Source organism: Methanobrevibacter filiformis, from assembly GCF_001639265.1.
GTDB classification, from domain to species: Archaea; Methanobacteriota; Methanobacteria; order Methanobacteriales; family Methanobacteriaceae; genus Methanacia; species Methanacia filiformis.
Window position 1 is genome coordinate 1 of the sequence record NZ_LWMT01000241.1, and the last position, 17,880, is coordinate 17,880.

The 17,880-nt window shown below is 25.8% G+C and carries 9 protein-coding genes; 1 reads left to right on the forward strand and 8 read right to left on the reverse strand.

Annotated features, from left to right (window positions below; all coding sequences use genetic code 11):
* Positions 1-1,235 precede the first annotated feature (1,235 nt).
* From MBFIL_RS11130 to MBFIL_RS06790, 6 genes are all read right to left on the reverse strand, one after another.
* Positions 1,236-1,478 (reverse strand): PIN domain-containing protein, encoded by a 243-nt coding sequence (locus tag MBFIL_RS11130; RefSeq protein ID WP_066972882.1) that lies wholly within the window; start codon positions 1,476-1,478, stop codon positions 1,236-1,238.
* 1 nt (position 1,479) lies between these two features.
* Positions 1,480-1,752, reverse strand: coding sequence for a DUF6364 family protein (locus tag MBFIL_RS06775; RefSeq protein WP_066972884.1), 273 nt, complete (start codon positions 1,750-1,752; stop codon positions 1,480-1,482).
* Between the two features lie 838 nt (positions 1,753-2,590).
* The gene (locus MBFIL_RS10625; protein ID WP_169805514.1) at positions 2,591-2,734 is read right to left on the reverse strand and encodes an Arc family DNA-binding protein; all 144 of its coding nucleotides are present in this window, start codon (positions 2,732-2,734) and stop codon (positions 2,591-2,593) included.
* A 339-nt stretch (positions 2,735-3,073) separates the two neighbouring features.
* On the reverse strand, positions 3,074-4,657 hold the full coding sequence (locus tag MBFIL_RS06780; protein WP_066972886.1) for an ATP-binding protein: 1,584 nt from the start codon (positions 4,655-4,657) through the stop codon (positions 3,074-3,076).
* A 712-nt stretch (positions 4,658-5,369) separates the two neighbouring features.
* Positions 5,370-13,619 (reverse strand): beta strand repeat-containing protein, encoded by an 8,250-nt coding sequence (locus MBFIL_RS06785; RefSeq protein WP_066972888.1) that lies wholly within the window; start codon positions 13,617-13,619, stop codon positions 5,370-5,372.
* 998 nt (positions 13,620-14,617) lie between these two features.
* Positions 14,618-14,983 (reverse strand): hypothetical protein, encoded by a 366-nt coding sequence (locus MBFIL_RS06790; protein WP_066972890.1) that lies wholly within the window; start codon positions 14,981-14,983, stop codon positions 14,618-14,620.
* A gap of 302 nt (positions 14,984-15,285) precedes the next feature.
* Between MBFIL_RS06790 and MBFIL_RS06795 the strand changes: the two genes are divergently transcribed.
* Complete coding sequence (locus tag MBFIL_RS06795; RefSeq protein WP_066972892.1) at positions 15,286-16,878, forward strand: ATP-binding protein; 1,593 nt, start codon at positions 15,286-15,288, stop codon at positions 16,876-16,878.
* 11 nt (positions 16,879-16,889) lie between these two features.
* Here MBFIL_RS06795 and MBFIL_RS06800 read toward each other — a convergent pair whose 3' ends face one another.
* A complete protein-coding gene (locus MBFIL_RS06800; RefSeq protein ID WP_066972894.1) occupies positions 16,890-17,288 on the reverse strand; it encodes a type II toxin-antitoxin system VapC family toxin in 399 nt (132 codons plus the stop codon).
* 1 nt (position 17,289) lies between these two features.
* Positions 17,290-17,562, reverse strand: a complete 273-nt coding sequence (locus MBFIL_RS06805) for a DUF6364 family protein (RefSeq protein WP_066972895.1) — start codon at positions 17,560-17,562, stop codon at positions 17,290-17,292.
* Between the last annotated feature and the right edge of the window lie 318 nt (positions 17,563-17,880).

The window sequence follows — 17,880 nt, forward strand, 5'->3', positions numbered from 1 at the left end:
AAACATAACCCACTTAAAACCCAATAAACTAAATAATAATCCTTATTTTAACTTAATATTACTTCATCATCACAATATAAACCAATAAATATCAATTAACTAATCAATGAATTATGGAAGATCTCCTTAAAAAACATTGTTCTCATTATTTTACTTATTAATCTCCACAAATTCCCATAAAATTATACACATCCCAATATTGCCCTCCAATAATGCCATACAAGAAATCTAAATTAGATACTGTAATATACATATAATATTTCCTTCGTTATGTTGGCATTGATTGCTATTATAGTCAAGCACGAAATTTTTGGCAATGATTATATTTTTTTTATTTAGTTAATATGTCTTTATTTCCAATATAGAGAATAAAATAAGCTATTGGAATTTATTAATATTGCCAAAAAATTGGTTTTCTACTATAAATTTAATAAAATCATATTTAAATTTTTTTATTTAAACCTGAAATTAACTCTTAAAAAAGGAAAAAACAGTAAAATTCATTTAGAAAAAACATGTAGTATTTTGAACAATTTTTAAAATAATTAAAGCTCAGTAATTGATAAAAAAATGGAAAATATTGGATAAATTAGAAAAACATGAACTACAATCCAGAATAACAAAATGATACAAAGTCATGAAAACTAACATTATTATTATTAAATTATAAAAATTAATTGAAAAAATAAGCTAATTGATTAGAATTCTCTTTTTCTTAGTATTTACTAAAGCTAAATTTTAGATTAAGATAGTTATTACCCTATTATCAGAAAGAGAAAAATTCATAGTATACTACAACAATACACTAATAAATAGGGCTAAAAAGGTAGAAAGGAAGAAATAAAAATAAGGAAAGAAAAAGAAATATGTAAATTACGAGTAAATGATAAAATTAGAGAGTAGGTAAATGAGATAATCATTAATATTACTGTATTCAATGAAGAAATTGAAAAGTTGTAATTTAGTTTAAATTTATCTTAAATCGATACATTGAATTATAATAGGCATTTATTAACAATTGATGACTTCAAATTCCCCTTGTTTATAGTGTCTCAAGTATGGACAAATATAGACTACATTTTACTTGATGTAATTTTTTCCTATTACTTCAATTCCTTTATTATTAAAATGTTTATCAAATGTTGCTATTTTTTCTATTCCTAAATGTTCCATTAGCTCTATATATAAACAATCAAAAAAAGGCAATCTTTGAGGAAAATAACTAAGCATTCTTTCTATAAAGGAACATCTTCAATTATTTTGAATTTTCCACCATTTAACCTACTATATGATTTCCCTAATATTTCTTTTGAAACCTTTAATTTTATATTTAAAACAGTCATTACTTCTAAAATTACTGAGTTAGATATTATTAATTGTTTATCCTTAATTTTTTTATATATTTTCACTGCTTTTTCATGATTATCTTCAGTATCAACAAATAAATCAATTACAAAATTAGCATCTAAAAATATCATTTCAGTACTCCCCTTTTCTTATTTCATCCACTGCTTTGACTGAACTAAATCCTTTTGGGGCTTTTATAGCTCCTATCATGTCATCAATAGATGCAACAGGGTCTTGTTCTATAAGTATTTTTAATTTGATTTTATTCTTTTGGGGTTCTTTTTTTATTCCTTGTTTTATGTATTCTGTTATTACTTCTGTTTGTGTAATGTTTCTATTGTTAGCTATTCTTTTAACGGTGTCAATCAGCTTTGTATCCAAATTTATACTAGTTTTAGCTTTCATTTACTTATACCTTTATAATTTTTTAAAATAATCTGTATTATATACTCTGTATTATGTAATATATAATATTAACTATTTCTTAATATATATTTATTAAAATAAGCTAATTGATGATAATTGATGCTAATTCTCTTTTTCTTAGTATTTTAATAAAGCTGAAGTTTAGATTAAAATAATCATTAATTTATTATATCAAAAAGAGAAAAATTCATAGCACTACAACAATACACTAATAGGGATAAAAAGGTAGAAAGAAGAAAAAACATATAAACTACGAGTAAATGATAAAAGTAGAGAGCATCTAAATGAAATAATCACTAATACTACTGGATTCACTGAAGAATTGAAAAGTTGTAATTTAATTTAAAATTTATCTAATCAATATATAATGTATAATAGCTATTTAAATAATTATTATTTGTTAATAACTATTTAAACTTTTATTTCGTCACTGAAATTTAGAAAAATCTTTGATTTCTCATTTTCAAAAGTTTTTCACATTACTTATTATACAAATAATTATAATTGATTTTATAAATTAAGATTAATCTACTAAATCTAAGAATAAACTCATAAAAGCTGTTTTACTATCATAGATAATATTTAATTACTAAAATTAATGATAATATGTATTAGAACAATTTAAAAATCCCTATTAGCATCATTTGATTAAATGATTATGAATCTTGAAGTTTTTTTTAGTGATCATTTAAATTGATTAAAAATAATATAAACTGTTTTTACTGTGTAATTAAGATTATATTTAACTTAATTAATTAAAATAAATATATTAAACAAAAATAATATTATGTATGTAATAAAAAATAAAATAGAATTATTACACTTCTCTTTTACTAAAACCCTCTTGAATCATCCCTATAATTAAAGAATTCATAGTTGTATCCTCTTCTATAGCTAACATTTTAAGTTTTTTCTTTAAGTCAGTAGGTAAATCTACATTAGTTTTTTTCTTTTCTGTCATGATTATTATTATATTATTCATTATTTATATATATTTCTATAAAAATAATAATTAGTTTATTATAACATAGACATATTTTTAAAATCAATGAATATTATGAAACATGTATTATTTATTAAATGAAGATTTCAAAAATTAGTAATAGGTAACTAAATAATGAAATAACTGTCTTAATAGATATTAAATAGATATATTGAAAAAATAGTGTCATGACAATTTAATATTAATAGTTTTAAATATTTCGTTATCTTTTTAATTAAGCTTTAATTATCTTATTTAGCTATATGATGTGAAATTAATAATATATAAACATTTAAAATTAAATGGTCACAACAATAGTTATATCCCATTTTTTAAAGTTTCTATTTTACAACAAAGATCCCTATCTTTAATAGCTATTGCTAGTAGTAAGACATTTTTATCTAAATATGGTTTGTAATATTCTTTCTCTTTTATCTGTTTTAGTGCTTTTTCAATCATGTATTTTAGAGAACTTTTGAGGGAGTATTTTATTTCTATTACTACTATTAAGTTGTCTTTTTTTAGTATTGCATCTACTGTTCCTTTACTTGACTGCACTTCTCCTATGATTTCTAGACCTATTATTTTCATCCAGGATAAAATCATCATGTGGAAGTTAGCTTCTCTTATATCTTCTTTTACTTTGTTAAATAGAGAATTTGGAATTGATGAAAATAGAATTTCAAAGGATTTCTGAAGTCTTTCATTATCCGCTTTACTAATAGCATCTAAAATAGTATCCATTAAAGATGGAATACTCGAAACTGACTTTTTAGTATAATAGGATAAAATATTAGTATAAAGTGAATCATAAACTTCTTTATTAGGAATATCTAAAGTAAAAATACTTGGACTACCAATTGTATATTCTTCTTTTTTAATGGTTAAATATCCTGTTTGAAGAAGAATGGTAGTGAAGTCAAGATTTTCTAAATCAAAATTAGGTATATTATCAGTAATTGTTTGCTTTGGGTTTAATAGAACACTAAGATCTAATTTTCCACTTCCAATAAGTTTCATTAGAAAAGTAGGTGTTCCTGTTTCAAACCAGAAATTAGAAAACCTTTTTTTATCAAATAAAGATAAAATAGAATAAGGATTATAAAGAAAATCCTTTCCATTATAAGAATATCCATTATACCACTGCTTAATTAAATCTAAAAGATATTCTTTAGAAATATTCTCATCAAAAGCAAAATCAGAAATCCTATCATCAAAATAAATTTCAAGTTCACTTTGACTATATCCACAAATTAAAGGAGAGGAAAGAGTTAAATCGGTTAGATTATTTAAACCAGAAAAAATTGAAGTCTTAGCAAATTTAGTCACACCAGTAATAAAAACAAATTCAATATATTCATCATGCTTTAAAGCACCATAAAAACTATTTAATTCAGCACGAATTTCCTTTGCTAACTCTACATCTTCAATATGATCAATAATAGCTTTATCATACTCATCAATTAAAATTACTACTTTTTCATTGGTTTTTAAATAGATTTCTTCTATAATCTTTCCAAATTTATCTTTAATAAGGTTATTTTTGTTTAATCTAAGATTAAATTCCTTAGCTTTATTTTCAAGAAAAAGATTTAAGGATTCTTTTAATACATCAGGATTAGTGTAGCTTATCACTGAAAAATCTAAGTGAATAACTGGATATGATTTAGTCCAATCCCATTTATCATAGATATATAAATCTTTAAACAATTTTTTATTAGCTGAAAATAGCTCTTTTAAAGTACTAACTAATAATGATTTACCAAACCTTCGAGGTCTTGATAAAAAAAACTTTTGTCCTGGTTCAATCAATTTAAAAATATATTCTGTTTTATCCACATACAAATAATCGTTTTCTATTAATGTAGAAAATGTCCCTATACTTTTTGGTAACTTTTTCATAAAAAACACCCCGATAAATAATAAAAAAATCCTTTTTAATTATAAATTTATTAATAAAATTATATATAATATTATTATATGTTTATTATAAATAAAATTTCCTATTGTCGTGACCATTTAATTTTAAATGTTTATATATTATTAATTTCACATTATATGGTCGAATAAAGAAAATTAAAGCTTAATTAAAAAGATAACGAAATATTTAAAACTATAATATTAAATTGTCATTACAATAGTAAATCTAGCACATACTATGTTATAATCATTCACATTATCATATGTTCCATTTCTTAATGCAATACTATTATTAACATCTTTTTCACTAGCAAAGCACTTAAATCACTAATAATTATTAGTCAGTATGAATTAATATAACATTGACGATGATTGACAGTGCTACTTGTTCAAATATTAACAAAGACTATAGTTATTAAAGAAATTATAATAACTACCTTAATACTGATAGAATTTTTATTAATATTGTTACTATAGTACATCTCTTAATTTTTGAGACAAATATTCATGAAGTTAGATATGATACTAAAAGAGAGGAAATATACTGTTTCAATTGTGGAACAGTTTTAAAACAAGGTTTAATTTTTATTAAAGATAGGTTCATAAGTGACAATGTTAATTAAATCTCTAATTTCTATTTTATCATAATTAACAATAGGTTTGTTATTCTTTAGTTCTATTAACCCATTTGTTTCTAAATAATCAATCCTTTGATTTTATTATAAATATTATCATCTGTAAGTTGTACTAATTCATTTATAGATTCTGGCTTTTCTTTTTTAATCACTTCCAATAAATCAAAGTCCATATACATATTATGTATTCTTTCAGGGAAATGGGTTATTAACTCTTTAAGTGTCTCATCTGGATCTTTTATAATAGTTCTCAATTTATTAGCTGAAATTAATCCAAAAATACCTAAGAGCAATAATAATATAATATGTATTACAGGAACACCAGTTTTCTTCATGCCCATATTAGAACTTCTGAACTCGTAGGAATTATTAGTAGAGCTAGTGTTATCAGAATTATTAGTACTATTGGTATTATTAGTAGAGCTAGTGTTATTAGAATTATTAGTACTATTAGTACTATTAGTAGAGCTAGTGTTATCAGAGTTATTAGTATTATTAGTACTATTGGTATTATTAGTAGAAGAATTACCTTTAAAGTTAATTATTTTTTCAGCAAAATTATATTCATTATTTCCACCAAATTTAGCTTCAAGAATATTATCTCGACTAACAGATATTACTGGATGAATTTGACCATTTTTATCAGTGATAAATGTTCCAATAATTTTACCATTTAATATTACTTCAATTGAAGCATTAGGAATTATTTTTCCATCAACACTTGTAACAGTGATGGTTGCTGTAGTATTATGTCCTATTTTAGTATCAGGAACATGAATATGAATATTAACATCTTTTTTAGTGAAATTAACACCAACAGTATCATTAGAAGGATTATACTTATTATTACCCTCAAACTTAACAGTAATATTATTTTTAACCTCAATAATATTATAAGGAACCTTAGCTATTCCATCAATAAATTCAACATCAGGATAAACCACACCATCAACAGTGATATTAGCAACAGTACTTACAGGATTACCCTCAGAATCAGTTAAATTCAAAGTAATATTAACAGTATCCCCTACCTTAGCATCAGGTATTGAAGCACTAAGATTAGTGTCATATTTAACATTAATAGTTGAATTAGCAGTACCATTACCATTATCTGTATTATTCTGATCAACAATAAGATTTGCGGCATTAGTTAATGTTCCTCTACCAATAATAGTGGCAGTTATATTCAATACAACCGTTTCACCAGCACCAAGACCACCAATAGTCCAAATACCAGTATTACTATTATAATTCCCACGATTAGCACTACTACTTACAAAACTCAACATAGCACTATTCAACTTATCAGTCACCAATACACCAGTAGCATTACCTGTGCCATGATTAGTGACAGTAATAGTGTAAGTAATATTATCTCCAATGTTCACAGTACCAGTAGTGTTAGAAACCTTAACAACACTCACGTTAACATAATTAGACACAATAACAGTAGTATTGTCTGTTCCATTTCTAGTGTCAGTATTATTCTGATCCACAGTCACGTTTGCAATGTTAATAAGTGTTCCATTGCTAATAATAGTGGCAGTTATATTAAGTGTAGCAGTTTCACCAGCACTAAGACCATCAATAGTCCAAATGCCAGTATTACTATTATAATTTCCACGATTAGTACTACTATTTACAAAGCTTAACATAGTATTATTCAATTTATCAGTTACGAATACTCCTGTAGCATTACCTGTACCATAATTAGTCACAGTAATAGTATAAGTAATATTGTCTCCAATGTTCACCACACCAGTAGTGTTAGAAACCTTAACAACACTCACGTTAACGTAGTTAGTTACATTAATAGTAGTATTGTCTGTTCCATTTCCAGTGTCAGTATTATTCTGATCCACAGTTACATTTGCAATGTTAATAAGTGTTCCATTGCTAATAATAGTGGCAGCTATATTAAGTGTAGCGGTTTCACCTGTATTTAAATTTCCAATAGTCCAAATACCAGTATTACTATTATAATTTCCACGATTAGTACTACTGTTTACAAAGCTTAACATAGTATTATTCAATTTATCAGTTACAAATATGCCTGTAGCATTACCAGAACCATGATTAGTCACAGTAATAGTGTAAGTAATATTACCTCCAATATTCACAGTACCAATAGTGTTAGATACTTTAACAACACTCACATTAACGTAATTAGTTACATTAACAGTACTATTACCTGTACTATTATTAACATCAGTATTATTCTGATCCACGCTCACATTTGCAATATTGACAAGTGTTCCATTGCTAATAATAGTGGCAGTTATATTAAGTGTAGCAGTTTCACCTGTATTTAAATTTCCAATAGTCCAAATGCCAGTATTACTATTATAATTTCCATGATTAGTAATACTGTTTACAAAGCTTAACATAGTGCTATTCAACTTATCAGTTACCAATACACCTGTAGCATTGGCTGTACCGTAATTAGTGACAGTAATAGTGTAAGTAATATTATCTCCAATATTCACAGTGCCAGTAGTGTTAGATACTTTAATAACACTTATATTAACGTTAGTTACATTAATAGTAGCATTGCTTGTTCCATTACTAGTGTCAGTATTATTCTGATCCATAGTTGCATTTGCAATGTTAATAATTGTTCCATTGCTAATAATAGTAGCAACTATGCTAAGTGTAGCGGTTTCACCTGTATTTAAATTTCCAATGGTCCATATTCCTGTGTTATTATCGTAAGATCCATTGCTACTTACAAAATTCAACATTGAATTATTCAATTTATCAGTTACGAAGACGCCTGTTGCGTTAGTTAGTCCTTTGTTTGTGATTGTAATTGTGTATTTTATTGTATCGCCGATGTTTACTGTTCCTGTGGTGTTAGATATTTTAATAACAGTTATATTCACATCATCAGATATGTTGGTTATTATTGTGCTTTCATTTTGGTTGTTGATATTTTTTTGGTCAGTGGTTACATTTGCAGTGTTGGTTACTGAGTTGTTTCCTATTATTGTTACGTTGATTGTTAGTATTGCTGATTGTCCTGGAAGTAGGTTGCCGATTGTCCAATTTCCTGTTGTATTGTTGTATGTTCCAATGGATGGGATTGCATTTATAAATTTTACTTTATTTTTATCTAAGATATCAGTTACATAGATTCCTGTTCCAGTGCTTTCTCCATTGTTTGTTACATTAATTGTGTAGGTTATGTTGTCTCCAATTTTCATGGTTCCTGTTGTATTAGCTATTTTAACTATTGATATGTCTACATCGGTTATGTTTAGTATTACTGTGCTTGTAGTGTTGTTATTTGTGTTATTTTCATCTGCTTCAATTAATGCAGTATTATTTAAAATTCCAGTCCCAATAATAGTTACATTTACAGTTAATGTTACTGTTTCTCCTGTTTCTAGTGTTCCAATATCCCATATTCCAGTACCATAGTTATATGTTCCTTTGTTTACGTTTGAGTTAAGATATTGTACTTTGTTGTAATTAATTATATCTTCTACAAAGACTCCTGTTGCATTATTTAATATTCCATTGTTAGTTACAGTTATGGTGTAGGTTACATTGTCTCCAACATGAACGTCTCCACTTACATTTGCAACTTTCATAACACTTAAATTAACTGTATAATTAATAATTTCACCAACAATGGTTAAAATAAGATTTTCACTATCAGATAATGCATTAATTGAATACTGCGTATTAGGATCATTTATTACTACAGATTCAACTAGACTAGTATTTCTAATATCTCCAGTTAAATTGTTAACAATATCTGTACTGTTTTTAATTAATATAGTTACTTCGAAATAAGGAAGTAAGTTTGGAGTATTGGTTACTGGAATATTAAGTGATAAATTGTAGGTTAAGTTAGCACTTTGATTTTTAGTGTAATTTCTTGTATCATTTGCAGTTGTGTAAAATGTATTATTCACCGATAACTCAAGAACATACCAATATGTCAAGTTTAAGTTAGCACTACTACTTGTATACTGAGTAATAATATTGTTTAATCCCCACCAATTGAAGTTTGCATTAAGATTACTACCAGAATTGTTAAGTCCCAATGTATTATTATAGATACGATTATAATGAACAGTATTATTATCTCCTGTGATATTAATACCAATAGTATTATTAACTATAGTTGAACTCATAACAGTATCATTAGAACCTAACATTAATATACCAATCCCACTACCATAAAATGTAGCATTAGTTAATATATTAGCATTATTAGAAGAATTAAAAGTTAAACCAACCTTTAAATTAGCTATTGTAATATTGGAAAAATTATTATTATGCCCATTTACAAAAATTCCTCTTGAGTTATTGTTTCCAGTAATGGAGCCATTAGAAACATTATTTCCAGAACCATCAACAAGTAAAACAATATCATTATTAATTATAATATTATTACTTATTAGATAGCTATTTAAATTAATAGTTGAATTATTAAAGCCAATTCCTAAAACACCATTATTACCATTAAAGGAATTATTATTAATAAAAGTCTGATTATTCAATGCATAAATAGCTATATGAATATTACTTGAAAATGTAGAATTATTCACAGTAACATTAGTGGCATTGATATAAATAGCACCATACTTACGAGCATTATTACTATTGAAAATAGAATTAATCACACTAGAATTAATACCCATGATATAAATAGCGCTACCATAACTACTAGCATTATTACTATTGAAAATAGAATTAATCACACTAGAATTATTACCAATAATATGAATAGCACTACCATTTGTAGCATTATTATTTGTAAAATTAGACTTATTCACAATAAAATTATTATCATAATAATTTACAATAGCGCCACCATACCTATTAGCAGCATTATTAATGAAAACAGAATTAATCACACTAAAATTATCTCCATATCCATGATAAATAGCACCACCATAATTAGTAGCTTTATTATTAATAAAAACAGAATTAATCACACTAAAATCAGTACTGGTATCATATATAGCACCACCAAAATTATTAGCAACATTGCCTGTAAAATTAGAATTGCACACACTAGAATTAATACCTCCATTGTTAAAAATAACACCACCATAATTAACAACAGTATTGTTAGTGAAAACAGAGTTATTCACGCAGAAATTATTAGCATCACTAAAAATGATCCCATTATAACTAGCATTATTACCAATGAAACTAGAATTAATCACACTAAAATTAACACCATCGTTATAAATAGCACCGCCATAACTAGGACTATTACTAACCTTATTACCCTTGAAACTAGAATTAATCACTCTAAAATTAACGCCATCATGATTATAAATAGCGCCACCATAAGTAGCATTATTATTAATAAAGTTAGTATTTTCATTTATAATGAAATTAGTTCCATTTTTGTTGTAAATCGCACCACCATAATAAGCTGTGTTATTTATAAAATTAGATCCTCTTATTGTGATTGTAGAACCATTATTATAAATTGCACTACCATTATTAGCACCAGTGAGATTACCATTTGCAAAAGTTAAGTTAGTTAATGAAACATTTAAACCATTACTAATAAAGAATATTCTTCCATTGCTTAATGCATTTATTATTACTTCTCCACTTAATACTGTATAACCAAGAAGAGTTACACTCTTATTTATAATTAAGTTAGTATTGTTTCCTTCTACTCCAGTGTTGTTGTAGTTGTTTCCTGCTATGTGTATTGTTCCGCCATTTTGTACTATTTCTAATGCATTTTCTATTGATTTAACGGCACTAGTCCAATTTGACCCATTATTACTATCTGACCCTCCTGTTGCATTAACATATACATCAGGAAGTTTAGAAGCGTTTATACTAAATGTTTTTGTGAAATTATCTATTCTAGCTGTTGCAGTAGTATTTATATATGGATTAAATGGTACAGATAAGTTAGCAGCAGATAAGTTAGCAGAAAATGCAAATTCTCCAAATCCACCATTACGACCTATTGTTCCATTAAACTCAGGAAGAGCATTATCAGGTGCATTGGTTGTATTAAGACTCATTGTATAATTAAATATAAGAAGACCATTTCCTACATCTACATCAATTAAAGTAATATTAACCACAAAGTAATTTGTTAAATTAACTGTTGTTCCAGTCCCATTAACTTTAACAGAATAAGTAAGTGGATTTGTATTATTCCCCCACCAGTTATAATTTGCATTAACAGTTGAATTATAAATATGTAATTGACTATCTCCAGTGTTATTGTACAAACGATTGTAATTCATGTGCAAATTGGAATTTTGAATATATATTGCTCCACCATAAACTGCATTGTTATTTACAATGTTCAGCTTTGTTAGAGTGATATTCCTAACATCATCTAAGTAAAAAACTCCTCCCTTTGTAGCACCACTAATATTTGTGAAATTAGAATTTGAAATAGTACTATAATTTACATTACTCATGTAAATAACTCCACCAGTATTATTTATACCACTAATATTTGTAAAAGTCGAATTTGACATGTTAAAACTATTAGTTTCATTAACCATAATAACTCCACCATTAGTATTGTTAACTTTATAATTCTCAAAATTACAATTTAAAATAGTGGTATTAGTAAAATCGCCAAATGTATATGGAGTATGAACATAAATTGTTGACCCATTAGTGTTGTTACCAATTCTATTTGTAAAATTACAATCTTTAATTAAAGAATCCATAGATATAAGTATATCCATAGCCCCTCTAACTGCATAATTATCTTGGAAAACACATGAAGAAATAATAGATTTAGTACCAATTGACTGGATTGAAATAGCTCCACCATAACCATACATCCAATTACTATATTCATTTGGAAATGCTTTGTTACCTTTAAAGATGGAATTTGTAATATTAACATCCCCAGACTCACCAAAACTTATAGCTGCGCCAGAATTATTACAACTGTTATTTATAAATATGCAATAGTCAATTGTAGTATTTGTTGATCTAACAAACATTGCCCCTTTTGAAATATTTGTAAAATTACAATATGAAACATTAGCATATGCATCATAATTATCCAATAAGTCCATTGATCCTGAAGTAGTATTTATAAAATTACAATAAGAAATTTCAATATATCCCTTAGCCCACCATACGTGAATATCTGGAGAACTAACTCCTAGATTATTTGTGAAATTAGATCTTGTAACAATTATTTTAGTAGTATCAATAGCATAAATACCTCCCTCACCAGCATAATTTCTACTGAATATAGAGTTATTAACAGTTAAATTACCTTGACCAGTGAAAACAGCCCCTCCATAATATTTTGCTCTATTATTATTGAAAGTTGAATTATCAATTTTTGTGTTACTATGATTAGTATAAATAGCTCCACCACAGCCAACTCCATAGCTAGATGTAAAATTTGCAATATTATCTGTAAAATTAGAATTAAGTACAATAAAATTAGAAGCATTATTATAAATAGCGCCTCCACAAGCATAACTATCAGAAGAAGTATTAATAACTGTACTGTTTACAGTATTGTTTGTAAATGTTGTATTATATATATTAATGTTATTACCAGTATTGTATACTGCTCCTCCATAGCTATAAGATTCGTAACGAGAAGAATAACTGTTTGCTTTATTATTTGTGAATGTAGAATTAGTTATTGTGAGATTAGAACCAGTATTATAAATAGCTCCACCAGAAGCATCTGAATTTACATAATTAGTACTTGGAGTGTTACTATTTACACTATTGTTTGTAAATGTAGAGTTAATAATATTTAAATTTCCACCACTATAAATAGCACCACCTGCAACATTACCTCCTGTGGTGTTAGTCACATTGTTATTTAAGAATATACAGTTAATAAATGTTATATCGTTATTGTTACTAGCATATATAGCACTACCATTTTTACCATTTAGGTAACCATTTGAAAATGTTATATTTTGGAATGTAATATTATTACTAGATCCAGAAATATTAAACAATCCTCCAACTCTTTGAGCACTAATAATAACTGAACTAGGTGCATTATTACCTTTAATTATCAGATTTTTATTTGAAATTGTGATGTTATTATTACGATCAGTTGTTTTACTATAATTCCCTGTTCCAAGTGCAATAGAATTATTAACATCCCCTCCACCATTAATAGTACTTACAGCACTATTAATTGGATCAGCACTTGTAAGTGTAAGATCAGCAGCACTGACAGAAGAAATACTAACACATGAAACACCAACAAATAAAATAGCTATTAATGACAATATAATAGCTATTTTAGTTATATTATGTTTTTTCATAAACATAGACTTATATATATTATTTTCCTTTTTTTCTAATTCCATACTTATTACTCCCTCATAAGCAACCCATAATTGATTTATCCGTTTAAATTATAAAATAGATTAATTTAATAAGTATGTTTAAATTATATCCAACTATAAGACAATATTAACATAGTTTGATATTTGTTTCTATGATACAATATTAATGATAAAATAAATATTATGTTTATTAATTACATATTAGTTCTACTGATATATAAATGTTATTATTATATCGAACATATAATATATTAATGAAAAATTCCAAAGAGTTTAAACTAAATTTAAGATATAAAATAGCTACTAAATACTCTAAATACTAAACATTTGATTTAAAAATAAAATAATAGCAATATAATTCACGATTTCATTAAAATACTAAATAGCTATGATAATACTCTTATTCATGAAAAAATAAAATATAAAGAAAATCGTGTTTCAAAAATAATCAGAACTGAAGAATTAATAGATAATTTACACCATAGTGATAAAAACAAGAGAAATTAAATAGTTTAGAAAACTTTAAAGGACGGAAATTTAAATAATATTAGAAAATGAATTATTTATATTTATTCTTCTTTTTTTCAATTTGATATTGTGTAGCTTCATTGTATATTCCGTGAGGGTCTTATTTTTCCATAAATCTCTTTACCATTCAGTATAATCAAATTTATCTCTTTTAATAATGTCAATGAATCTTTAAGCATCTATTAAACAGTATCTAGATATATTTTCATGATTTACTCAAATAAATTAGATAATTTTATTTATGTTTAATATATTATTTAAATTTTTATTTTTAAGTCAAAACAGATTATCATTAAGCCATTAAGACTTTTTCATGACAAAAATATGCTCGAACGGTTTGTCAGAAAACTAAGATGAGTTGTTCCTATGAGGGGAGTGCAGGAAAGAAGTTTTCCAATGTTATCTGATTAGATTGATAAAATCTTTATATTGTTATTTCTATTTTATCATAATTAAAAACAGGTGTTTTCATGTTATTTACTTTTCCTTCTTCAAATTCTATTAGTCCTCTTTCTTTTAATTTTTTTTACACTTTTTTGTATTGTGTTTACATCTTTGTTGAAGTGTTTTGCAAGATCTGCGATTGATTTTACTTTATAATTTTTTATATGACTTAATAGCTCTAGATCTATTTCGGTGAAATGTGGTTTTTCGCTGTATAGTATTTTTTCTTGTTCTGTTATTTCATCTGAGTGGTCTAAGAAGTATTCCCAGTCTTCTATATACATTTCTAGTTCCATGTTTTCATTGTCTTCTTGGAACATTTTCTTAAGATTTTCTAATGTTTCATATCTTTTTTCAAATTCATGTACGAAATCTTTTCCACTTATTGTTCTTATTAATTTTATTTTTATCATTAATATCAACTCTTTTATGCTCTTTTATGAGTTTTTCTTTGTTTATATCTTTATTTTTTTCAATGTGTAAATCTATAATTAAACCTACTGTTTCCATTTCTTTATACAATGATGTTAAATAATTTTAAAATAGCTATTTAACATATCTTATTTTTTTATTATATATTTCTATTTTTTTCTCATTTTATAGCTATTTAAGCTATTTAGCAAAAATATATTAACAATGAAACACATAAAAATATTAATACTACAAAATTATAATGGCTATTTAATCTAAAGTAATTTAATTTGGAGGTGAAAATATGCAAATCCTACCTTTAGGAACACAAGATTTCAGGACAATACGAGAAAACAACTACATATATGTTGATAAAACAAAATATCTACATGAAATGATAACAAGTGGAAGAATCTATTTTTTATCCCGTCCAAGACGATTTGGAAAATCATTACTATTAAACACACTTAAAGAACTTTTTAAAGGAAATAAACAATTATTTGAGGGACTTCACATATACGATAAATGGGATTGGAATGTAAAATACCCAGTAATACATTTAGATTTGAGTGTGGATAGTGGTAGCAGTGAAAAATTAGAATCCTCTTTAATTTGGTCATTAGATAGTATATCACAAGATTTTGATATTATACTTTCTGCTCCAGACTTGCAAAGCAGATTTAAAGAATTAATTATTAAGCTCAATAAAACATACAATCAAAAAGTAGTAGTTTTAGTGGATGAGTATGATATTCCTATTATTGATAATATAAATAATCTTAAGCTTGCAGAAAGTAATCGAGAAATTTTACAAAATTTCTACAGAGCCTTAAAAACAATGGATGAATATATACGTTTTATTTTCATAACAGGTGTTTCTAAGTTTGCTAATGTGTCAATATTCTCTGCATTAAATAATCCTACAGACATAACCTTGGATAATAAGTTTGCAACAATATGTGGATATACACAAGAAGAATTGGAAGAATATTTCAGTGAATATATATCTAAATTAGCTGAAGAGTTATCACTTTCTTATGATGACGTTTTAGAGAAGATTAAATATTGGTATGATGGATATAGTTGGGATGGTGGAAATAGTGTATATAATCCTCAATCAACTATGACTGCATTCAACCGCTTAAATTTCAATAATTATTGGTTTAAAACAGGAACACCAAGATTTCTAATTGACTTCATGAAATTATATGATATCAAACATATCCTTGAACCAGTCATCACTGATGAAAGCTCATTTGACAGTTTTGATATTGAAGATATAAGTGAAATAGGATTACTATTTCAAACAGGATATTTAACAGTGAAAAAATTACAATTAATAGATGAAGAGAGAGAATATACATTAGCTATTCCAAATAATGAAGTTAAAAACTCAACTTTAAAACATCTTTTAAACATCTACACAAAATACCCTGATTATGATTTATTTCGCTTAATAAAAGAAATGAAAAAACAATTATTGAATTTAAATGGCATTCCACTAGAGAATAACTTCAAAAAGCTACTTGCAAATATACCATATCAATTACATATCCAAGACGAACATTACTATCACTCATTACTTCTAACATGGCTTCAACTTTTAGGATTCGATATAAAAGCTGAAGATAACATAAACAAAGGCAGAATAGATGCAGTACTCACAGAAAAAAACACAGTAATAATAGCTGAATTTAAGTACTCAAAACTAAAAGAAATCAAAGCCAATGAATGGATACCAGTTAAAACACCACAACAACTACTGGAAAAGGCTAAAAACCAAATACATAAAAAAGAATACTATCAAAAATATTATGGAAAGAAAATCATACTACTACAAGCAGCATTCGCGGCAAAAGATGTGAAAACACATTTAAAATTATTAGATAGCTATTAAAAAAGGATAATTCATTTCCCTATTACTTCAATTCCTTTATTTCTGAAATGCTTGTCGAATGTTGCTATTTTTTCTATTCCTAAATGTTCCATTAGCTCTATATATAAACAATCCCAAAAAGGCAATCTTTGAGGAAAATAACTAACCATTCTTTCTATAGTTTCATCATATATAGAAACATCTTCAACTATTTTGAATTTTCCACCATTTAACCTGCTATATGATCTCTCTAATATTTCTTTTGAAACCTTTAATTTTATATTTAAAACCGTCATTACTTCTAAAATTACTGAGTTAGATATTATTAATTGTTTATCCTTAATTTGTTTATATATTTTCACTGCTTTTTCATGATTATCTTCAGTATCAACAAATAAATCAATTATAAAATTAGCATCTAAAAATATCATTTCAGTATTCCCCTTTTCTTATTTCATCTACTGCTTTGACCGAATTAAATCCTTCTGGAGCTTTTATAGCTCCTATCATGTCATCAATAGATGCCTCAGGGTCTTGTTCTACAAGTATTTTTAATTTGATTTTATTTTTTTTGGGTTCTTTTTCTATTCCTTGTTTTATATATTCTGTTATTACTTCTGTCTGTGTAATGTTTCTATTGTTAGCTATTCTTTTAACTGTGTCAATCAGCTTTGTATCCAAATTTATACTAGTTTTAGCTTTCATTTGCTTACACCTTTATAATTTTTTTAAAATAATCTATATTATATACTCTGTATTATATAATATATAATATTAGCTATTTCTTAAATAATTAATTTTTTGAGTGTGTAAGTTATTACATTTTTTATCTATTTTATTATTACTTATTTTTCATGTTAATTTTGCTTTTATTTTATAATTTTTCAATTCTATGTGTTTTATTTTATTGTATTGAATTATTTCAAACTAATAATAGTTATCACATCATGTATAAGCAATATTTATTAATATTGTCTATGTTACTATTAGTTGTAGTGGTGATATTTGGTTAGTTTCATATTA